The sequence below is a fragment of the Shewanella sp. FeAMO genome (assembly GCF_053653955.1).
In genome coordinates, this window is the sequence record NZ_CM132201.1 from 2327757 (window position 1) to 2347272 (window position 19516).

Consider the following 19516-nt stretch of genomic DNA (forward strand, 5'->3'; position numbering starts at 1 on the left):
AAGGCAGACATCCGCTACCATGAGTTAAAGATCAAAGCTGTAGTAGATATCCAGTGACTGGCCCAGAGTGCCGGATACGCTTTCCAGGTAGAGCTGCGACAACAGATAGTAGCGTACCGTCATTTCATAACCCGGATTGAATACACCGACACCATATTTGATCATCAAATCTTTGCCAATATAGCCGCTGATGGCGACTTTACCATCATCATTGGTATCCAACTGCACATTGGAGAAGCCAAACATCTCTACCAGGCCGGCCGCCGTGTCGCCCAGGCTGGAAATGGCGCCACCATCGACCTGGGAGCTCAGCGACAGCGCTGCGCCCATCATCAGTGAGTTGTTCTGCTCATTGCCGGAGCCAAAACCTTTACCCTGGACAATATAGGAGAGGATTTCGGCCTGCTCCTTGGCGGGGTTGGAAAACAGGGTCACTATCGGTTTGTTGGGAGTGCCTGTAATACGTACCCCGGCGGTGACATCTTCATCGCGGATCTCCCGAATAGCCTCGATATTGAGGTTGGGGATCTGCATAGGCCCAACAAACTGCACCGCACCTGTGGCAATTTTCAGCGTCTGCCCCATGAATTTATAGCTGCCGTTAACTACCTTGATATCACCAAAGAGTTGCGGCGGCTTCTGCGGCGATTGCTGCATCCGTAAGGTACCCACCAACATCCCTTTGAGACCCATACCATCGATAGCCAGCTTATCACCGACATCAATATTCAGATCGGCGCTCAAGGCCATGGAGGATGCCTTGGCCTCCTGCTCGGAAATAGAGTCGCTGAATACCACATCGGATGATACGCTCACCCCTCCGGCCGGCAGTTGCACCACCTTGATATTGCCGGAGGGCACCTTGACCTCACCCTTGATATCGAGCGCGTCCGGGCTGAAATGCAGTTGAATATCCGGGCTGACATTGACAATTGCCAGTGGTGGTTGAATGACACCGAGTTCTTGTCCCTTGAGCTGGATATCACCGCTGAATTGTCCTTCAGGCCAACGCAGTTGACCGCTGAGGTTCGCCTGGCCGCTGCCCATCATCCACTGGCCCTGGAGCTCGGCGGTTTGGCCGGCAAAGGCCATATCCAGTGATATCTGCTCCAGTCTAGTGGGGTTGACTGTACTGGCCAGGGCTCCATCGCGTAGGTTAAGTTGACCACTGAGCTCTGGGTTGTTGAGGCTGCCATCCAACTTCAGGTTGGCGCCGAGTAAACCCTCAATGGTTTCAAGTTGTGGCATGAACTGGCCAAGCAGTTGTAGATTGATTTTTTCAATATTGACGTAACCACTGAGGCTGCGATCCGGAGTGACCTTGATATCCAGCTGGCTTTCCCAGCGGGCGAGGGCATCGGAATTGAACAGAATATGGCTTCTCAGCGCATCATCATCCAGGGTGGCGTTGAGTTTCAACGCCTGATAGTCGACGCTGGCACTGGCTTGCTGTTTGCGTTTAAGGCTGACTTTCCCAGGAGCCAACTGGAAGTCGAGCTTACCCTGCGGACGCGCGCCGGGTTTCCAGACGATGGCGGCATCCATCAAGGCATCACCCTGCCAGCTGAACTGCTCGGGTAACAGCTTGGCGAGCAGTTGCCCGGGTTGCCCCTGATAATGCAACTTGGCTTCACCCTTGTCACTGAGGCTGACATTATCGGTCAGGCAGAGTCTGCTGGATGGGTGACTCAAACAAAAGCCACTGAGTTCACCACGGTTCTGCTTGAGATCCCAGTCCAGTGACACTGTTTGTTCAAGCTGCCACAGCCCCAGAACGGATCCCAAGTTGAATTTGCTGAGTTCCACCTTGGCCTTTTGTTTGGCGAGATCCAGCTTGCTGTGGATGGCAGTATCCAGCTGCAGATCGCCCTCGGTTTCCAGCCCCAGTTTCTGTTGCTGTTCATTACCTTTGGCTCTGAGAGTGATGCCATCAAGATGAATACCTGCGCCGTCAAATTCACCTGTCTTCAGCGACAGGGCAAACTCATGCAGATCCAGCGGTGCATAGAGCGCCTTGAGTTGACTGCCGCTGAGTTTGAGATCGCCAAATCTGATGCTCTGGGTATTGGCCTTGAGCTGTACCTGCGGGTGTTTGGCATCGCCCACCACCTGGATATCTGCCGTCAAAGCACCGAAAGCGTCAGGATGCCAGAGATTGAAATCGGGCACGTCCAGCGTGGCACTGAGAGCCCATTGCTCTTTGGCGCTGCCTGACAGGTCCAGGCGGGTATTGAGCGCCCGCAGCGATAATCCCTGGCTGCTGAGCTCAAGCGAATCATCTATATCCAGATCGCCTGTCAGTTCAAAGGGTAGGCGGTCCAATGAGCCCTGAAGTTGGGTCTGCTTCAGACTCACTCGCCACTTGCTATCCTGCCAGCGACCACTGCTGGCCAGCTGTCCGCTGATATCGCTGGACGGGATCACCGGCGTATCTTCCGCCAGACTTTCTTCAGATTTGCCCTCGTCTGCTTGGCTTTGTGCACTTGCTGCCTCGTTGTCACTCTTGCGCTTGTTGTGGGCAACTTGGCTATTTGGGTCTTTTTCCTTCGCAGCTTTTTCGGTAGAAGGCAGGGTTATCGCGCCGCTGTTGAAGTGTGAAAGCGCAAGATTTGCATCCCAGGCGATGCCATCGGCGTAATCCAGCGTACCCTGGAGTACAAGTTTACCGGCGCTACTGTCACTGCTGAACTCTTCAATCTTGAGCCTTTGGCCTTGATGCGCCAGGCGGGTATTGAGGCTGAGCTCAGGGTAGAAGGGAGTGCTTATCTGAGCGACCACACTGGCGGCCTGTTGCTTGAGGCTGCCGCGGCTTTCCAACGCCAGTTCGCTGACACTGTACTGAGCCAGATCAAAGGGCCAATGCAGTTCCCCTTCTGAGATGTTCACTGAATAGGGCAGTTCCGGGTTGGCGAGATTGACGCTGGCATTGAGTGCCAGGCTCTGCTCGCCACTGAGTTTGGCCTTGAGTTGCAAGTCGCTGAAATCTCCCTTGAGGGCGAGATCCAGCTGTTGCTGCTCGAGTCCCGGTAGTTCAGGTAAACGCTGTAACTCCAGTTGTACCGTCAGTGCCATGGGCCAATGTTTATCCAGAGTCAGTTCACCTTCCAGCGACAGACTGGCATCTGTGTGTTTGGCATAAAACTCGTTGACTCGCAGCTCGGCGCCGATGTAGCTGGCGCTGAGACGCAGTTCCTCAAACCTGTCATCCCGCCCCATGATCTGCAGGCGTGAGTCCTTTAGCTCGGCATGCTTTAAATAAATGGGGAAGGGCATGGCAACGTTTGGCATCTGCGCCAGCGCCCATTCATCAGTCTCACTCTTTGGTGCCGCTTTTTGTTGCTTGGCCACTGCGGCTGATTTGTTTTTGTCTGTCGCTTGCGCTTCTGCCGCATTAGCCTCAGGGATCAGCACGCTGAGTCCGCGACTTTCAAGCTGGATGATCTGCAAACCACTTTCCTGCCAATTGGCTGCTGTATTCAATGCCGCAGCATCAAAATGCATCTCATCGACCCGCACTTGAATATCCGTGAGGCTTGCTCGCTTCAGGCTGATGCCAAAGGGCAGTACCAGTTCTCCCGAGCTTGGCGCTTCTTCTTCAGAGGCTGAATCTGAGGCTAAGGCCTGGGTGTCTATGTCGACCCGGGTCGTTGTCAACACCAGGGCGTCGACACATAACTGCTTTTGCAAAAGGCAGGCAGGCTGCCAGGCAAGGGTAACGGCATCTGCATCGACACTGATGCCGTCCATCTGCCAGTGTACCTGTTTGAGTTGCAGCTCCCGGTTCAGGGTGCCGGAAGCATATTCCAGTTCAAGATCCGGCACCAGAGCACTGGCAAGAAATACCGCTAAATGGCTCCCGGGTGCCGTGCCCAGCAAGAGTGCCAACAGCACCAGCAAGCCGAGCGGGATATACAAAAGTGTGCGGGTGAACCACCTCAAGGACTTGAGCCACAGGGGGCGCGTCTTTTTCGCCACTTGCTTGCTGCTTGGGTTGGGTTTCTGTGGCATTGGGGCTTGGCTCATAATTCTGTCCCCATGGTCAGGTGAATACGCCAGGGCCTGTCTTCGGCATCGGATTCGTGCAGGCCAAAGCCCACATCCAGTTTGATGGGGCCTATGGGGGATATCCAGTGAATACCACCGCCCACGGAAACCACAGGTTCAAATTGACTGACATCAAAGGCGTTACCTGCGTCGACAAAGGTACCCAGCCGCCAGCTTGGGGTCAGGTAGTATTGATACTCCAGGCTACCGACCGCCAGATAGCGGCCACCGACCACTTCCCGTGAAAGGCCGCCCTGATCATTGGTGTAATCCAAGTGAGGCCCAAGTTCCTGATAGCTGTAACCACGAATACTCTGATCGCCACCGGCGAAGTAACGCAGCGACGGCGGGATCAAGGCCAGATCGCCTTCGGCCGCCAGGTTGACCCCGAGATCGAGACGGGAAACAAATCTGTGCTTTTCAAAGAACGTCTCAATCCATTTGAATTTGGCCTGCATCCGAGTCAGGCGGATCTCTGAACCCAGTGAAGGATCGGCATATTCAATACTGTAAAGTTGCCGGAAACCCGACTTGGGATCCAGGCTGTTATCGCCGCGTATGGTCTTGGACAGCGTGGTACCAAACAGCAAAAATCCAGGATCATAATCAATATCCGACTGGGTGTAGCTTTCCTGAATCGCTTCCAGCGAGTAGCTCAGCAGCCAACCGTTATGCAGGCGTTTGCTGCGGCCAACCCCGAGAAGCTTCTTGGTTGATTCCAACTGACCTGTATTGCTAAAGTCCCTGTCCTCAGGAACATAGTCCTGAGTTACGCCGTATTTGTCCCTCAGCAGACCGACGCGGATCTTGAGCTGATCATCCAAAGGATGAGTCAGGGGAATAGTATAGGTAGAGAGGAATTTAGGTCTGTCTCTCGACCACTCTATGCTGGTTTCCTGGGAATGGCCGTAACTGTTTATCTGCGGGGTGCGCCAGGTCACCCGGACCCTGGGATCCAGGCTGCTGTCTGTGCTGGAGCCGATGTCGGCACCCAGACCCAGCTCAATGGAGTGATCCGGTCTTGGGGTCAACTCGACCCGTACCGGGATGCTGTCTTCTGTCAACTTGTCGATTTGGGGCAACACCTTGATATTGGCAAAATAGCCGGTATCCAGCAGCTCCTGATTGAGCCGTGTGAGCTTGCGGGTACTGTAGGGCGCGCCGGGCTTGAATGGCAACAAGTCATCGAGCAACTGCGGCTGCAGGCTGTGGCCTTCAAAGCTCACTTCGCCAAATTGATAACGCTTGCCCGAGTCAAAATACAGGTTGAACTGTGCCAGATTGAGATCGCGATTAACGCGGATCTCTGATTTTTGATAATGGCCATCAAAATAGCCCCGGGCCAGCGCCAGCGAAATAAGCTGCGACTTTATCTGTTCATAATCGCCGTGATTGAGGGGATCGCCGGGTTTGACCTTGACCTGGCTGAGCCAGCGGTTGATCCAGGGGTCGTTGAGTACTTCGCCTTCGAGGCGGATATCGACCCACTGCAGACGGGTAACTTCTCCCGGAGTGATAGTGAGCTTGAGCTCCCACGGCCCTTGTTCGCTTTCCTTGAGCTCTTGTTCCAGCTTGCCATGGTAATAACCCATGGATTCCAGCGCGGCCTCAACGCTGTCGCTGACATTAAATAGATAGGCACGGCGCTGCACCTTGGACTCCGGAAAGTTGCCCAAGTGTGCGCGGATATTTTTCTCAAGCTCGCCCGAAACCCCTTCAATGCGGAGATTAAGCAGAGGATCATCGGCGGCCACTACCTGGGGGCTTGCCAGCATGATCGACGCAAAACTCAGGATATACGCGGGAAAGCGACTGTATTTGGTCAAGGAAATCAGAACTTTTGCTTAGCGTAACATTGCTGCTATTGTCGCCTCTGATCTTGGCTCAGGCAAGTAACAGATTGCCATCCAGGCATAAAATGGTTACAAAGGCAGCAGTCGTTAATATGGAAGCAATACAATGAAAACAAAAATAAAAACTCTTGCCCTGAGCCTGGGACTCCTGTTACCTGGGTTGCTGCCGGCCTGGGCGGCCGAGGCTCCTTTTGCGATTGCCATTCATGGTGGCGCCGGCACTATTTCCAAGGCGGCCTTGACTGAAGAGCAGCAAAAAGCCTACCGCGACAAGCTGACTGAAGCCGTCAATGCCGGTTATAAGGTGCTGGATAAGGGCGGCGCCAGCATGGAGGCGGTGCAGGCTGCCATCAGAGTGCTGGAAGACAGTCCCTTGTTTAATGCCGGAGTCGGCGCAGTGTATACCTTTGATGGTGCTCATGAACTGGATGCCTCCATTATGGACGGCAAGAGCATGAATGCCGGTGCAGTGGCCGGGGTTAAACATATACGTCATCCAATCGATCTCGCCAGAGCCGTGATGGACAAGTCAGAGCATGTGATGCTCTCGGGGGCGGGCGCCGAGGAGTTCGCCCTGACGTTGGGAATGGAGCTGGTGCCCGGCAATCGCTTTGACAGCGAAGCGCGCTATCAGCAGCTTCTCGATGCCAAGGCCAAAATCAACGCCGCCGAAGCCAATAAAGACTTTCAGGCGCGTCTTAGTCCTCTGGATCTTGATTACAAGTTCGGTACCGTTGGCGCAGTGGCATTGGATAAGCAGGGCAACCTGGCAGCCGGGACCTCGACCGGCGGCATGACAGCCAAACGTTATGGCCGCATCGGTGATTCACCTGTAATAGGTGCCGGCACTTATGCCGAGAACGGTGTCTGCGCCGTTTCGGCGACCGGCCACGGTGAGTACTTTATCCGTTTCCATGTGGCCGGCGATATCTGCGCCAGGGCCAAGTATCAGCAAAAATCGATTTTGCAGGCCGCCGATGAAGTGATCAATCAGCGGCTGATCTCAGCCGGCGGCAGTGGCGGGGTGATCGCCATTGACCAAAGAGGCAATGTGGCAACACCGTTCAACACCGAAGGTATGTACCGTGCCTGGCGCAAGAGCAATCAAGCGGCGGAAGTGATGATCTGGCGGGATAACTAAAATTTTGGATTGAGGCAATCGCTGCTGCCTTGAACCCCAAGGGCAAAATATTGGCTACACTGAACAATGAAGCCGTTTTGAACTTGGGGAAAGCTATGGATTCGATAAAAATACGTGATCATATGGACCGTCAGCCTGTGTTGCTGAAGGCGGATATGTCGATAGCCACTGCGGTGGAAAAACTGCTTGAGGCCAATAAGGGTGGGGCGCCCGTGGTGGATGCCGGCGGCAGTCTGGTGGGCTTTTTGTCACAGCAAGACTGTATGGCCGCCATGCTCAAGAGCAGTTATCACTGCGATCTGACCGCCGTGGTGCGCGACTGTATGCGCGCCGATGTTCTTTGGGTCAGGCCGGATGACAGCATATTGCAGCTGGCCGAGCAGATGCTGGGGCAGAAGCCGAAAATATACCCAGTGGTGGAAGATGGCCGGGTGGTGGGAACCATCAACCGTACCAATGTGCTCAAGGCCATGAACATCTATATGCAGCAGTGTTATTTGACTCCGGCCTGACAACAACGCTTGATTTGACTGAAATTTGGGCGTTATCAGTCAGTAAGCATACCCAAGACGGCGTATCCTTGTTAGGATCGCCGTTTTTGATCCCAATGGACACAGGTTTTGAACGCTAAGCTGCACCCACTCTCCCGCGAATATCTGGATCTCTGCTTTCAGGCCGATGCGACGCGCATTCGCCGCAGCTTGTTTCGCTTGAAAAAAAGCCCCGACTCAGAAGCCAAACAGCAAAAACTCGCCGAGCTCAGTGAAGCCGCGCTGCAGGCTTATGAAAGGGCGCAGCAAAGGCTGGCAGACAGACCTGTCATCGAGTATCCGGATGAGCTGCCGGTGTCACAAAAGCGCGATGAAATCGCCTCGGCCATCATCAATCATCAGGTGGTGATAGTGGCCGGTGAGACCGGCTCGGGCAAGACCACTCAGCTGCCCAAAATCTGTCTCGACTTAGGGCTTGGCAGCCGTGGTCTGATTGGCCACACTCAGCCCAGACGGCTGGCGGCCCGCAGCGTGGCCAGCCGGGTTGCCGATGAACTCAAGACAGAGCTGGGTCAGGCGGTGGGTTTTAAGGTTCGTTTCGCCGATGCGGTTTCCCAGGACTCCTATATCAAGTTGATGACAGACGGTATCCTGCTGGCAGAACTGGCATCGGATAAATGGCTCAGTCAGTATGATTGCCTCATCATAGACGAAGCCCATGAGCGCAGTCTCAACATCGACTTTATTCTGGGTTATCTGAAGCAAATTTTGCAAAAGCGCCCGGATCTCAAGTTGATCATCACCTCGGCCACCATAGATGTGGAGCGCTTTTCCAGGCATTTTGACAATGCGCCCGTGGTGGAAGTGTCCGGCCGCACCTATCCGGTGGAAACCCGTTATCGCCCTCTGTTGCAGGATGACGACGCCGACTTGGATCTGATGGACGGCATCTTTGCCGCCGTCGATGAACTCTGTCGCGAAGGCCCGGGGGACATTCTGATTTTCATGAACGGCGAGCGCGAAATCCGCGATACCGCCGAGCAGCTGAAAAAGCGTAACCTGCGCGATACCGAGATCTTGCCGCTTTATGCCCGTTTGTCATACGGCGAGCAGTCCAAGGTATTCAAGTCGCATCCAGGGCGGCGCATTGTATTGGCCACCAACGTGGCCGAAACCTCGCTGACTGTGCCCGGGATCCGCTATGTTATCGACCCGGGTACCGCCAGGATAAGTCGCTACAGCTATCGCACCAAGGTGCAGCGTTTGCCGATTGAGCCCATCTCCCAGGCCAGTGCCAATCAACGCCAGGGACGTTGCGGCCGGGTTGGGCCGGGGATCTGTATTCGCCTCTATGACGAACAGGACTTTATTAATCGGCCGGAGTTTACCGATCCTGAAATTCTGCGTACCAACCTGGCATCCGTGATCCTGCAGATGTTGGCCATAGGCCTGGGTGACATTGAGGGCTTCCCCTTCATTCAGCCTCCGGATCCGCGCCATATCCGCGACGGTTTCTTGCTGCTCGAAGAGTTGCAGGCGGTGAGCAAGCACAAAGGGGCGCTGAAACTGACCCCGCTCGGGCGCGATCTGGCGAAGATCCCGGTCGATCCCCGCTTGGCCCGCATGGTGCTTGAGGCCAATAAGCTGGGTTGTCTGCATGAGGTGATGGTGATTGTCGCCGGGTTATCGATTCAGGATCCCCGCGAGCGGCCACATGAGAAGAAACAGGCCGCCGATGAGGCCCATCGCCGTTTTGCCGACAAAGACTCCGACTTTGTTGCCTGGCTCAATCTGTGGCAGTACCTCAAAGAGCAACAGAAGAGCCTGTCATCGAGTCAGTTCCGCAAGCAGGTGAAGGCCGAGTATCTGGCCTATTTGCGTATTCGCGAATGGCAGGATCTCTATGCCCAGCTGCGTCAGAGTGTGCACGACCTCAAGTGGCGCCTCAACAGTCAGGCCGCCGAATATGAGCCGCTGCACCAGGCGCTGCTTTCGGGGCTGCTGAGCCATATCGGCTTCAAGGATAAAGACAACGAGTATCTGGGGGCCCGCAACCGGCGCTTCTTTGTGTTTCCCGGCTCGCCGCTGGCCAAGAAGGGCCCCAAGTGGATTATGGCGGCCGAGCTTACCGAAACATCACGCCTGTTCGCCCGTACCTGCGCCCGTATCGATCCTGTATGGCTCGAGTCTCTGGCGGCGCATCTGGTCAAGAAGCAGCACAACGAGCCCCATTTCGAAGCCAAACAGGGCAGTGTGATCGCCCTGGAAAATCAGGTGCTCTATGGCCTCACCATAGTCAACCGCCGCCGGGTACAGTTTGGCCCGCTGGAGCCGGTTAAGGCTCGGGAAATCTTTATTCGCTCGGCTCTGGCCGAGGGTGAGCTGCGCTGCAATGAAGCCTTCTTCAAGGCCAACCAGGCGTTGCTCGAAGAGGTGGAAGATCTCGAACATAAGTCGCGGCGGCGCGACATTCTGGTGGATACAGACGCCTTGTTCGCCTTCTACGATGAACGCATTCCACAAGGGATATACAACCAGCCCAAATTCAACACCTGGTGGAAACAGGCCAGGAGAGAGACCCCTGAGCTGCTCAATTTCAGCCGCGAACTCTTGATGCAAAGGGATGACACCCATGTATCAGCATTGGACTTCCCCGACAGCTGGCAGCAGGGCAATCTCAGCCTCAAGCTGAGTTACCATTTTGAACCGGCGGCCGAGGATGACGGCGTCTCTGTGCTTATTCCGGTGGCGCTGCTCAATCAGTTGGATGAAACCGATTTTGACTGGCAGGTACCGGGGCTTAGGGAGGAGAAGTGTGTTGCCCTGATCAAGTCCTTGCCCAAACCGCTGCGGCGCAATTTTGTGCCGGCGCCGGATTATGCCCGCGCCTGTGTGCAGGCGATGGAACCTTTTGCCCAGCCTTTGTTGCCCTCCCTGTGCAAACAGCTGCTGAGAATGAGTGGCACCCGTGTCAATCCGGAGGATTTCGATCTCAACGCCATTGCCGACCATCTGAAGATGAACTTCAAGGTGGAAGACGATAAGGGCAAGCTCTTGGCCCAGAGCCGGGATCTCGACAGCCTCAAGGCATCATTGCAGGGGCAGGTAAACCAGGCGATACGCAAGGTTGCCGACAAGGGCATAGAGCAAAACGCCCTGACCGAATGGAGCTTTGGCGACCTGCCGAAAGAATATCAAAGCCGCAAAGGCAGCTATGAGGTGAAGGCGTTCCCCGCCTTGGTGGATGCCGGCGATACAGTTTCCATCAAATTATTTGATGACGAACAGCAGGCGCTTTCCCACCACAGACAAGGGCTGAGAAAGCTGCTGCTTATCAATATTCCATCGCCGGTGAAACATCTACAGCAGGCCTTGCCCAACAAGGCCAAACTGGCGATGTATTTCAATCCGTTCGGCCAGGTGCAGATACTGATAGATGACATTATTGCCGCGGCAATTCAGCAGCTTTTGGATGAGCAGCAGTTGGATGTCCGAAGCGCCGATGACTTTGCCAAAGCCAAGGAGATTGTCAGGGCCGAACTCAATGAAACCGCAGCGGCCATCGCCCTTAAGGTGGAGCAGATTTTGACCTTGCACCAGAAGGTCCGTAAGCGTCTCAAGGGCAAAATCAGCCTGGATATCGCTTTTGCCATGAGTGATATTCAAAGCCAATTGGATGCCCTGGTGTTCAAGGGATTTGTTGAAGCTTCCGGTTGGCGGCGTCTTGGCGATCTGATCCGCTATCTCAAGGCGATTGAGCTGCGCCTGGACAAGCTGCCGGTGGATCCCAACCGTGACCGTTTGCACCTGCACAGCATTCACAACGCCGAGACAGAGTTCAAGGCCGCGATTGCCAAGGTGCCGCGCAGCCAGGCGGTACCGGAGGCGCTGGCCGAGGTGCGCTGGATGCTGGAAGAGTACAGGGTCAGCTGTTTTGCCCAGAGTCTGGGCACTGCCTATCCGATATCGGAAAAGCGAATCCTTAACCAGTTGCAGCAGTTTTAACTGGACAGCTGCAGCTGGCTCCTAAAGTGGACGCGATAAAAAAACAGGCGGGCCCAGAGCACAGCAAGAACAATACAGTGCCTGCTGGTGCCCGCCTGGTAAACGGCCATATTTCCCACCGCGGCTATTGTTGAACGCCGCTTATTTCCAATCAAAATTGCATGTTTTGATTAAGGCTTGGCTCTCATCCCGGCTATTGTTCACCTTGCCGCTCAATAGCCGAAGTTTGCAGCCTTGGACCAATGTTTTTTAACTTCGGTCTCGATAAAGGCTTGCTTCTCCTCGGTCAGTTTTTCCAGCTCTACGCCTATGGCGGCCTGCGCCTTGGCCTTGGTACTGTAGTCCGGATAATCGACTCGGGTTACGCCAAGGTCGGCATTCAGCTTGCTCAATATCTCTCTGGCAGCGCGGATCTGCTCTAAGCCCTTGTTCAGCAGGGCTTCACCCTCTTTGGCGTTGTGGGCGTGAATACCGTGGGATGACATGGCAAAGTCCCAGCGCCACTGTGCATGGCGTATCCCCATGATGGCATAGCCTATCTGTTGCCATTGGGCTCCTGCCTTCCAGGCGGCGCCGGCTTCATAATGGGCCTTGATAAGCAGTTCCTGTAACTGCTGCGCCTTGGCTTCCAGCAGCGCCTTGTTGTCGGCAATCAGCTGGGTAATTTGCTGTTGGCTCTGGTGACAACTGCTGCAATTGGCCGCTTCAAAGTCCGGCAGATGGTTGGTTATCTTGTGGTTGGTGAAAGGTTTGCCGTCGGAGCTGGTTTCCTGGGTCATATGACAGGTGACACAACTGATACCAGCCTTGGCGTGGGCGCTGCGATTCCAGTGTTCAAACTCGGGATGGCGCGCCTTCACCAGCGGCGTTCTCGATACCGGGTGCACCCACTCGAAAAACTGCCGGGCGTCATAATACTTTTCTATCTCATCGGCGCTGTTGCCGAAGATCCAGGGGATATTGACCTTGTCCTGACGCTCAGGCTGGAAGTAATAAGTGACATGGCATTGGCCGCAAACCTGTGATTGCTGCATCGACTGATTTTGTTCACCAAAGGGTTTGTGCACTTTGGCCATGGCGTCCTGGGCATGAGGTCTTGGCAGTGTCAGTTCAGCTGAGCCCTGGGTATGGCAATCGGAGCAGTACACAGGGTTTTGGATTTCCGGACCCAGCTCGGCAAAGCTCTTGGCCGAGAAGCCTTCGACGCCCAGCTCTTTCATCAGCCTGGGCGCATCCGGCGTCTTGCAGGTCCAACAGCTGGCCGACAGGGCTGTTTCACCAGCCTTGGGGCTAACACCACTGCGCAGACTGTGACTGACATCGGCGACGGCAAAGTGGTGCCCTCTGGGGCTATGGTACTCCTTGGCATAAGCCGAGCCGGCCCAGAGGATGACGCTGGCGGGGTTTTTCTCAAGCATATCTTCCCGCTGCAGTTCTTCGGCGGTTTGGGCCCAGGTCTGATATTGCAGGCTCGATGTTTTGTCTGCTGCAACAACAGAAAATGACAGGCTCAGGCCGAGCAAAATGGGGAGTGTGGCAGCAGAGTGGGGGAAGGGATTCACTAAAGGCTCTCCTTGGTTGGGCGACGTACAATCAGGCGTGTGAAATCTGCCCTGAAATTAAAAGGTTTAACTAAAATGCATGATAATGCTAAGGTTCCAAACCAGTTGCTGCAACTGCAAGATACTGTTTTTACTGAGTTCTGTGACATAGAACAGGATTCTGTTTCGCCCTTGATTGCCGATCTATGCCTTTAAAGCCTGCCCTGGCTGGGCTCTACTCCCTAATGGATATTTTGCTCATTTCGTTTGTTTTTTGACCGCTATTTATTGGCGAAATAGCCACTTCTTTGCTGTATTTCATGTAAGCCTGAATAGCTAAAAACGGAAAATGTCGAAATTACAATCGATTGAGGCGGTTGAAAGCTGTGATATCCGTCTTTTGCCGGCTATTTATATGATCCAGATCAACGGCATCAGGTGTTTACCAACTTGGGGGTATACAGTTTGTTAACACTTTGCCTTTATGATTGAAACCGAAAAACAAGTTGCATTTCAAAGGCGGCTTTAATCTGCCTGGCTTGGCGGCCGTTGCCCTGGAACAGCACAGCAGCAAGCCATCTTCATAGCGCCTAGGGAGGAGCCATGAGCGAGACACCGAGTACTGATGAAAAACGTCTGGAGCTGAAGATATTTATCTTCCTGACGGTTTTTTTGGCACCCCTGCTGTCGGTTTTACTGGTCAGCGGTCTGGGCTTTGCCATCTGGTTCAGTCAAATTTTAACCGGTCCACCGGGAGCCGGTTAACGCCAGCATAACGAGAGTCCTTAAAACAGGGGAACGAGATGAGTAGGGAATTGCATGTCAGCAGCCTGATCCTTCAGGTGATGCCACCCAAGATGGCCAGCGTTCGTCAGCAAATTCTGTCATTCGGCAATGCCGAGTTGTCGGTTAACGATGAAAGCAAGCTGGTTGTGGTGCTGGAAGGCCCGACCGAACAGGCGATCCTCGCCACCATGGACAAGATCAATGCCCTCAAGGGCGTGATCTCCACCGCTATGGTGTATCACCAGTGTGAACAGCTCGAAGAGGAAGAGCAATGAAAATGAACAGACGCGAATTCATGAAGGCCAATGCCGCCATGGCGGCAGCCGGGGTCGCAGGATTGGCTTTACCTGCCACCGCCAGCAACCTGATCACCAGTTCAGAACACACCCAGCTAGATTGGAACAAGGCGCCGTGCCGCTTTTGCGGTACTGGCTGCTCTGTGATGGTGGCCACCCGCGAAGGCCGGGTCGTGGCAACCCATGGCGATGCCAACAGTGAGGTCAACCGCGGCCTAAACTGCATTAAAGGCTACTTCCTGTCGAAGATCATGTATGGCCATGACAGGCTGCAGACTCCCATGCTGCGGATGACAGACGGCAAATACGACAAGCACGGTGAATTTACCCCTATCAGTTGGGATCAGGCCTTTGACATCATGGCCGAGAAGTGGAAGCACACCATCAAGACCAAAGGGCCGACGGCGGTGGGCATGTTTGGTTCAGGTCAGTGGACGGTTTGGGAAGGTTATGCCGCTTCCAAGCTGATGAAGGCGGGTTTCGGTTCCAACAATATCGATCCCAACGCCCGTCACTGTATGGCCTCGGCCGTGGGCGGCTTTATGCGTACCTTTGGCATGGATGAGCCCATGGGCTGCTACAACGATATTGAAGCTGCCGACGCCTTTGTGCTTTGGGGCTCCAACATGGCCGAGATGCACCCAATCCTCTGGAGCCGGGTCACAGACAGACGCCTCAGCGCGCCCCATGTAAAAGTCTCTGTGATGTCCACCTTCGAGCACAGAAGCTTTGATTTGGCCGACTTGCCGATTGTCTTCACGCCGCAAACCGATCTGGCCATTCTCAACTATGTCGCCAACTACATCATCAGTAATGACAAGGTTAATTGGGACTTCGTCAACAAGCATGTGAACTTCCGCAGAGGTACAACCGATATCGGCTATGGCCTGCGGCCCTCACATCCGTTGCAGCAAAAAGCCAAGAACGTGGCCACCGCCGGTGAATCCACCCCGATGGACTTCGATCAGTTCAAGGCGTTTGTCGCCGATTACAGCCTGGAGAAGGTCAGCAAGCTCTCGGGCGTACCCGAACATAAATTGCTGGAGCTGGCGAAACTCTACGCCGATCCCGAGGTGAAGGTGACCTCCTTCTGGACCATGGGCTTTAACCAGCATACCCGCGGGGTTTGGTGTAACAACCTTATCTACAATATCCATTTGCTGACCGGCAAAATAGCCACCCCGGGCAACAGTCCGTTTTCACTCACAGGTCAACCTTCAGCCTGCGGTACTGCGCGGGAAGTGGGCACCTTCTCCCATCGCTTGCCGGCAGATCTGGTGGTGAATAATCCAGAGCACCGCAAGATTGCCGAGACCATCTGGAAAATCCCTTCCGGGATCATTCCGCCCAAGCCAGGCTACCACGCGGTAGAGCAGAACCGGCGTCTGAAAGATGGCGATCTCAACTGCTACTGGGTGCAGGTGAATAACAATATGCAGGCCGGCCCCAACATCAACGAAGAGGGCTTGCCCGGATACCGTAATCCGGAGAACTTTATTGTGGTGTCCGATGCTTACCCAACGGTTACCACCCAGGCCGCGGATCTCATTCTACCCACCGCCATGTGGGTGGAGAAAGAGGGCGCCTATGGTAACGCCGAGCGCCGCACCCAGTTCTGGCATCAGTTGGTGTCAGCGCCCGGACAGTCGCGCTCGGATCTCTGGCAGTTACTGGAGTTCTCCAAGCGCTTTACCACAGACGAAGTCTGGTCCGAGGCTGTGTTGGCGGCCAATCCTGAATACAAGGGCAAGACCTTGTATGAAGTGCTGTACCAGAACGGCAATGTCAATAAGTTCCCTCTCAGTGAAAGCGACGGCAATTATCTGAACGACGAGGCCAATTACTTTGGTTTCTATGTGCAAAAGGGGCTTTTTGAGGAATACGCCACCTTTGGCCGTGGTCATGGTCACGACTTGGCTCCCTTTGAAATGTACCACCAGGCCCATGGTTTGCGCTGGCCTGTGGTTGACGGCAAAGAAACCCTCTGGCGTTACCGCGAGGGCTCGGATCCCTACGTTAAACCCGGCAAGGGCTTTGAGTTTTACGGTAAAAAAGACGGCAAGGCGGTTATCTTCGCGCTGCCATACGAGCCGGCGGCAGAATCCCCGGATGCCGAATATGATCTCTGGCTCTCTACCGGGCGGGTGCTGGAACATTGGCACTCAGGCTCCATGACCCAGAGGGTACCCGAGCTCTATCGCGCCTTCCCGGATGCCGTGTGCTTTATGCATCCGGATGATGCCAAAAAACGCGGCCTGCGCCGAGGGGATGAGGTCAAGGTAGTGTCCCGCCGCGGCGAGATACTGACCCGAGTGGAAACCCGCGGCCGCAACAAGCCGCCGGTGGGTTTGGTGTTTGTCCCCTGGTTCGACGCCAGTCAGTTGATCAATAAGGTAACTCTTGATGCCACGGATCCGCTGTCCAAGCAGACCGATTTCAAGAAGTGTGCCGTGAAAGTGATGAAGGCCTGAGGAGGATAAGAAGATGAAATCGAATCATACCCTGTTGGCCTTTGCTGCACTGATGACCGCGCTGTCTGTCAATGCTGCCGGCATTCCCGAAGATAAGGTGGCGACTTTGCGTCAGGCGCCGCTCAATAGCCAGCCGACACCGCCTGTGATGCAGAAGGTGAGAAATACGGATATCAAACAGACCCGTAACTACCCGATGCAGCCGCCGGTTATACCGCACAAGATAGACGGCTACCAGCTGGATCTTAAGGTCAACAAGTGCATGTCCTGTCATGCCCGCAGTCGCACCGGCGAATCGCAGGCGCCTATGGTGAGCGTGACTCACTATATGGACAGAGACAATAACTTCCTGGCCGAGCTGTCACCCAGACGTTATTTCTGTACCCAGTGCCATGTGCCGCAACTGGACGCCAGATTGATGGTGGAGAATGACTTTGTCGATATGGATCACTTGCTCAAGTCCGGGGCTGAGAACCCATCCAGCCATTAGGAGTCGCTATGTTTGAGAAACTGAAACAGATATGGCGGGTGCTGAACCGGCCCAGTGTTCACTTCAGTCTGGGTTTTCTGACCCTGGGAGGCTTTGTTGCCGGGATCATCTTCTGGGGTGGTTTCAACACTGCCCTGGAAGCCACTAACCAGGAGGCCTTTTGTATCGGTTGCCACGAGATGGAGAACAACGTCTATCAGGAGCTGAAGACCACCATACATTTCACGAACCGCAGCGGGGTGCGGGCGACCTGTCCGGACTGCCACGTTCCCCATAATTGGACCGACAAGATAGCCCGTAAGATGCAGGCTTCCAAGGAGGTGTGGGGCAAGGTGTTCGGCACCATCAATACCCGGGAGAAGTTCGAGTCCAAGCGGCGCGAACTGGCCGAGCATGAGTGGGCCAGACTCAAGGCCAACGACTCGCTGGAGTGTCGAAACTGCCATAACTTCCAGTATATGGACTTCACCCGTCAGTCACAGCGGGCGGCCAATATGCACTCCACCTCGCTGGCAAGCGGTGAGAAGACCTGTATCGACTGCCACAAGGGGATAGCCCATCACCTGCCGGATATGCAGGGAGTGGAAGGCTTCTGAGCCCAAAGCTCTGGGCATAGCCTATTGCTTCATGGAAAAAGCGCGCCGAACTTTCCCGGCGCGCTTTTTGATCTGTTAAATCGCCATTAAAAATCCATGATTAAGCAACGCCTTATTGGCAGCTCTGCTGTTGCCGACTCAGGAGTTTAAGCTCCACTTGATTGCCGTCCGGATCGTAAATATAGATAGAGCGGCTGTATCCCCGGGCGCCATATTTTTCCGAAAAGCCTTCGTGGTGCACGCCGTGTTGCTCAAGGTGTTGCAACACTGAGGCTTCATCCTTGGCGGCAATATTGAGGCAGAAGTGCGCCATATTGAGACCTAAAGGTTGATCGCTTCTTGGCACCAGATCGATAAGGGCACTGCCGAATCTCAGTTGCAGCAGGCAAGGGGAGTCGAGCCGCCGCTCGGGATGAGCCCCCAGTACTTGGGTATAGAATGCTTGGCTGGTTTCCAGACTGCTGCAGATCAACACCAGATGATCTATATCTATCGCACTGAACATAAGCTCTCCTGCATGCCTTCACACCTTTTTCAGCTTAGCAGGATAAAGAACACCCGCGCGAGTGGCGGGTGTGGTTTTGCGTTTGTTTCAGTCTGGTTGGTGCTTGGCTCAGGACGGGGGCTTTACTTGAGCGGTTCGCTCAGCTGGCGTCTTATGTTACTCACCAGCCACTCGCTGACATCATGGCCATTGTTGCTGAGCATCTTGGGGAACATGGAGATGGGCGTCATGCCCGGGAAGGTATTGATCTCGTTGAGCAGTATCTCGCCTTCATCGGTAAGGAAGAAGTCGATACGCGACAGGTGGGACAGCTTCATCCCCTTAAAGGCACGAATGGCATAATCGCGTATGGTATCGATTTGCGCTTGGCTCAGTTCGGCCTCGACCTTGGTCACCGCCTTGCTCTTGGCATCATACTTCTCATCGAAGCTGTAAAAGGTGTTGTTGGCGCAGATGATTTCACCCGGCACTGTGGCAATCACTTCACCCTGGTATTCATATACGGCCACTTCCAGCTCCCTGGCTTTGATGGTCTTTTCCACCACCACGTAGGGGGAGTAACTGAAGGCCTGCTCCAGCACCGAGGGGATATCATCGCCGTTGTCCACCCGGTAGCAGCCGACGGATGAACCTTGGGATGCCGCCTTGATAAACAGTGAGCCCCATTCATTCAAGGCCTCACGGCAGCGGGTGTTGGCCGCTTCACCTGCTTCACTGAGAAACAGATAAGGGGTATTGGGGATATCGAGCGCACTGAACCACATCTTGGCCGTGACCTTGTTGAAGCAGTTGCTGCTGGGTTCGGAGCCGCAACCGAAATAGGGCAGGTTGATCAGATTGAAATAGGACTGAATATCGCCGGTCTCACCCGGATAGCCGTGAATGCAAGGGATCACATAGTCCACCGGCCAGCTGGGCTCGGCCTCATCGAAGCGCACTTCACGGCGATTGGTCAGCTCGCAAACCTGGCCCTGCTTGGTGTGGTAGTGGCCGTCGGCGTCCAGCTCCAACCTGAGCACTTCCATGTCGGGAATATTTGCCAGGCAACTTTCGATATAGTCAGCCGACATCAAAGAGATACTGTGCTCGGCGGCCCCGCCGCCACAGAGTAACAAGATATGGGTTTTGCTCATGAATTCTCCTGACTGAGCGGCCTGATAAATAACCTTGGCCGATATTATGCCTGCTTAGACAGGCCTTGAGTATAACGGCAGCTGACGCAGGCTCTCATCTGGTTATTTTGCCGCCAGAGCGAAGCGGGGCCGTATGGCATCTGCCCCGGTTGCTGTTTTCGTTA

Annotated in this window: 13 protein-coding genes; 8 read left to right on the plus strand and 5 right to left on the minus strand. The window is 54.6% G+C overall.

All coding sequences use genetic code 11. From position 1 onward, the window contains the following. Positions 1-24: 24 nt before the first annotated feature. Positions 25-4023 carry a translocation/assembly module TamB domain-containing protein gene (locus tag ACWAU4_RS10440; protein WP_167716220.1) on the minus strand — a complete coding sequence of 1333 codons (3999 nt, stop codon included), beginning with the start codon at positions 4021-4023 and terminating at the stop codon, positions 25-27. Next, positions 4020-5819, minus strand: a complete 1800-nt coding sequence (locus ACWAU4_RS10445) for an autotransporter assembly complex protein TamA (RefSeq protein ID WP_037474016.1) — start codon at positions 5817-5819, stop codon at positions 4020-4022. The genes ACWAU4_RS10440 and ACWAU4_RS10445 overlap by 4 nt, the downstream gene beginning before the upstream one ends. Before the next feature lie 184 nt (positions 5820-6003). On the opposite strand from ACWAU4_RS10445, the gene ACWAU4_RS10450 reads away from it, so the two are divergent. The 3 genes from ACWAU4_RS10450 to hrpA all read left to right on the plus strand — a co-directional run bounded on the left by ACWAU4_RS10450 (position 6004) and on the right by hrpA (position 11534). Further along, positions 6004-7038, plus strand: a complete 1035-nt coding sequence (locus ACWAU4_RS10450) for an isoaspartyl peptidase/L-asparaginase family protein (RefSeq protein ID WP_071237610.1) — start codon at positions 6004-6006, stop codon at positions 7036-7038. A 95-nt stretch (positions 7039-7133) separates the two neighbouring features. Then, complete coding sequence (locus ACWAU4_RS10455) at positions 7134-7550, plus strand: CBS domain-containing protein (protein WP_071237621.1); 417 nt, start codon at positions 7134-7136, stop codon at positions 7548-7550. Positions 7551-7658: 108 nt separating this feature from the next. Further along, a complete protein-coding gene (hrpA, locus tag ACWAU4_RS10460) occupies positions 7659-11534 on the plus strand; it encodes an ATP-dependent RNA helicase HrpA (protein WP_167716225.1) in 3876 nt (1291 codons plus the stop codon). A gap of 212 nt (positions 11535-11746) precedes the next feature. Here the strand turns inward: hrpA and ACWAU4_RS10465 are convergent, their stop codons facing one another. Further along, positions 11747-13060, minus strand: coding sequence for an ammonia-forming cytochrome c nitrite reductase subunit c552 (locus tag ACWAU4_RS10465; protein ID WP_243756874.1), 1314 nt, complete (start codon positions 13058-13060; stop codon positions 11747-11749). A 618-nt stretch (positions 13061-13678) separates the two neighbouring features. On the opposite strand from ACWAU4_RS10465, the gene ACWAU4_RS10470 reads away from it, so the two are divergent. From ACWAU4_RS10470 to ACWAU4_RS10490, 5 genes are read left to right on the plus strand one after another with little or no spacing between them, the layout of a single operon-like run. Next, positions 13679-13840, plus strand: a complete 162-nt coding sequence (locus ACWAU4_RS10470; protein ID WP_025009643.1) for a nitrate reductase — start codon at positions 13679-13681, stop codon at positions 13838-13840. 38 nt (positions 13841-13878) lie between these two features. Beyond that, on the plus strand, positions 13879-14136 hold the full coding sequence (locus ACWAU4_RS10475) for a chaperone NapD (protein ID WP_025009644.1): 258 nt from the start codon (positions 13879-13881) through the stop codon (positions 14134-14136). Positions 14137-14138: 2 nt separating this feature from the next. Further along, positions 14139-16628 carry a nitrate reductase catalytic subunit NapA gene (napA, locus tag ACWAU4_RS10480; protein ID WP_208126166.1) on the plus strand — a complete coding sequence of 830 codons (2490 nt, stop codon included), beginning with the start codon at positions 14139-14141 and terminating at the stop codon, positions 16626-16628. A gap of 13 nt (positions 16629-16641) precedes the next feature. Next, positions 16642-17118, plus strand: coding sequence for a nitrate reductase cytochrome c-type subunit (locus ACWAU4_RS10485; protein ID WP_025888064.1), 477 nt, complete (start codon positions 16642-16644; stop codon positions 17116-17118). 8 nt (positions 17119-17126) lie between these two features. Further along, positions 17127-17714 carry a cytochrome c3 family protein gene (locus ACWAU4_RS10490; protein WP_025009645.1) on the plus strand — a complete coding sequence of 196 codons (588 nt, stop codon included), beginning with the start codon at positions 17127-17129 and terminating at the stop codon, positions 17712-17714. Between the two features lie 112 nt (positions 17715-17826). Here ACWAU4_RS10490 and ACWAU4_RS10495 read toward each other — a convergent pair whose 3' ends face one another. Both ACWAU4_RS10495 and ACWAU4_RS10500 read right to left on the minus strand, forming a co-directional pair. Then, positions 17827-18219 carry a VOC family protein gene (locus ACWAU4_RS10495; RefSeq protein ID WP_096141705.1) on the minus strand — a complete coding sequence of 131 codons (393 nt, stop codon included), beginning with the start codon at positions 18217-18219 and terminating at the stop codon, positions 17827-17829. 122 nt (positions 18220-18341) lie between these two features. Beyond that, positions 18342-19352 carry a D-alanine--D-alanine ligase gene (locus tag ACWAU4_RS10500; RefSeq protein ID WP_025888065.1) on the minus strand — a complete coding sequence of 337 codons (1011 nt, stop codon included), beginning with the start codon at positions 19350-19352 and terminating at the stop codon, positions 18342-18344. Positions 19353-19516 lie beyond the last annotated feature (164 nt).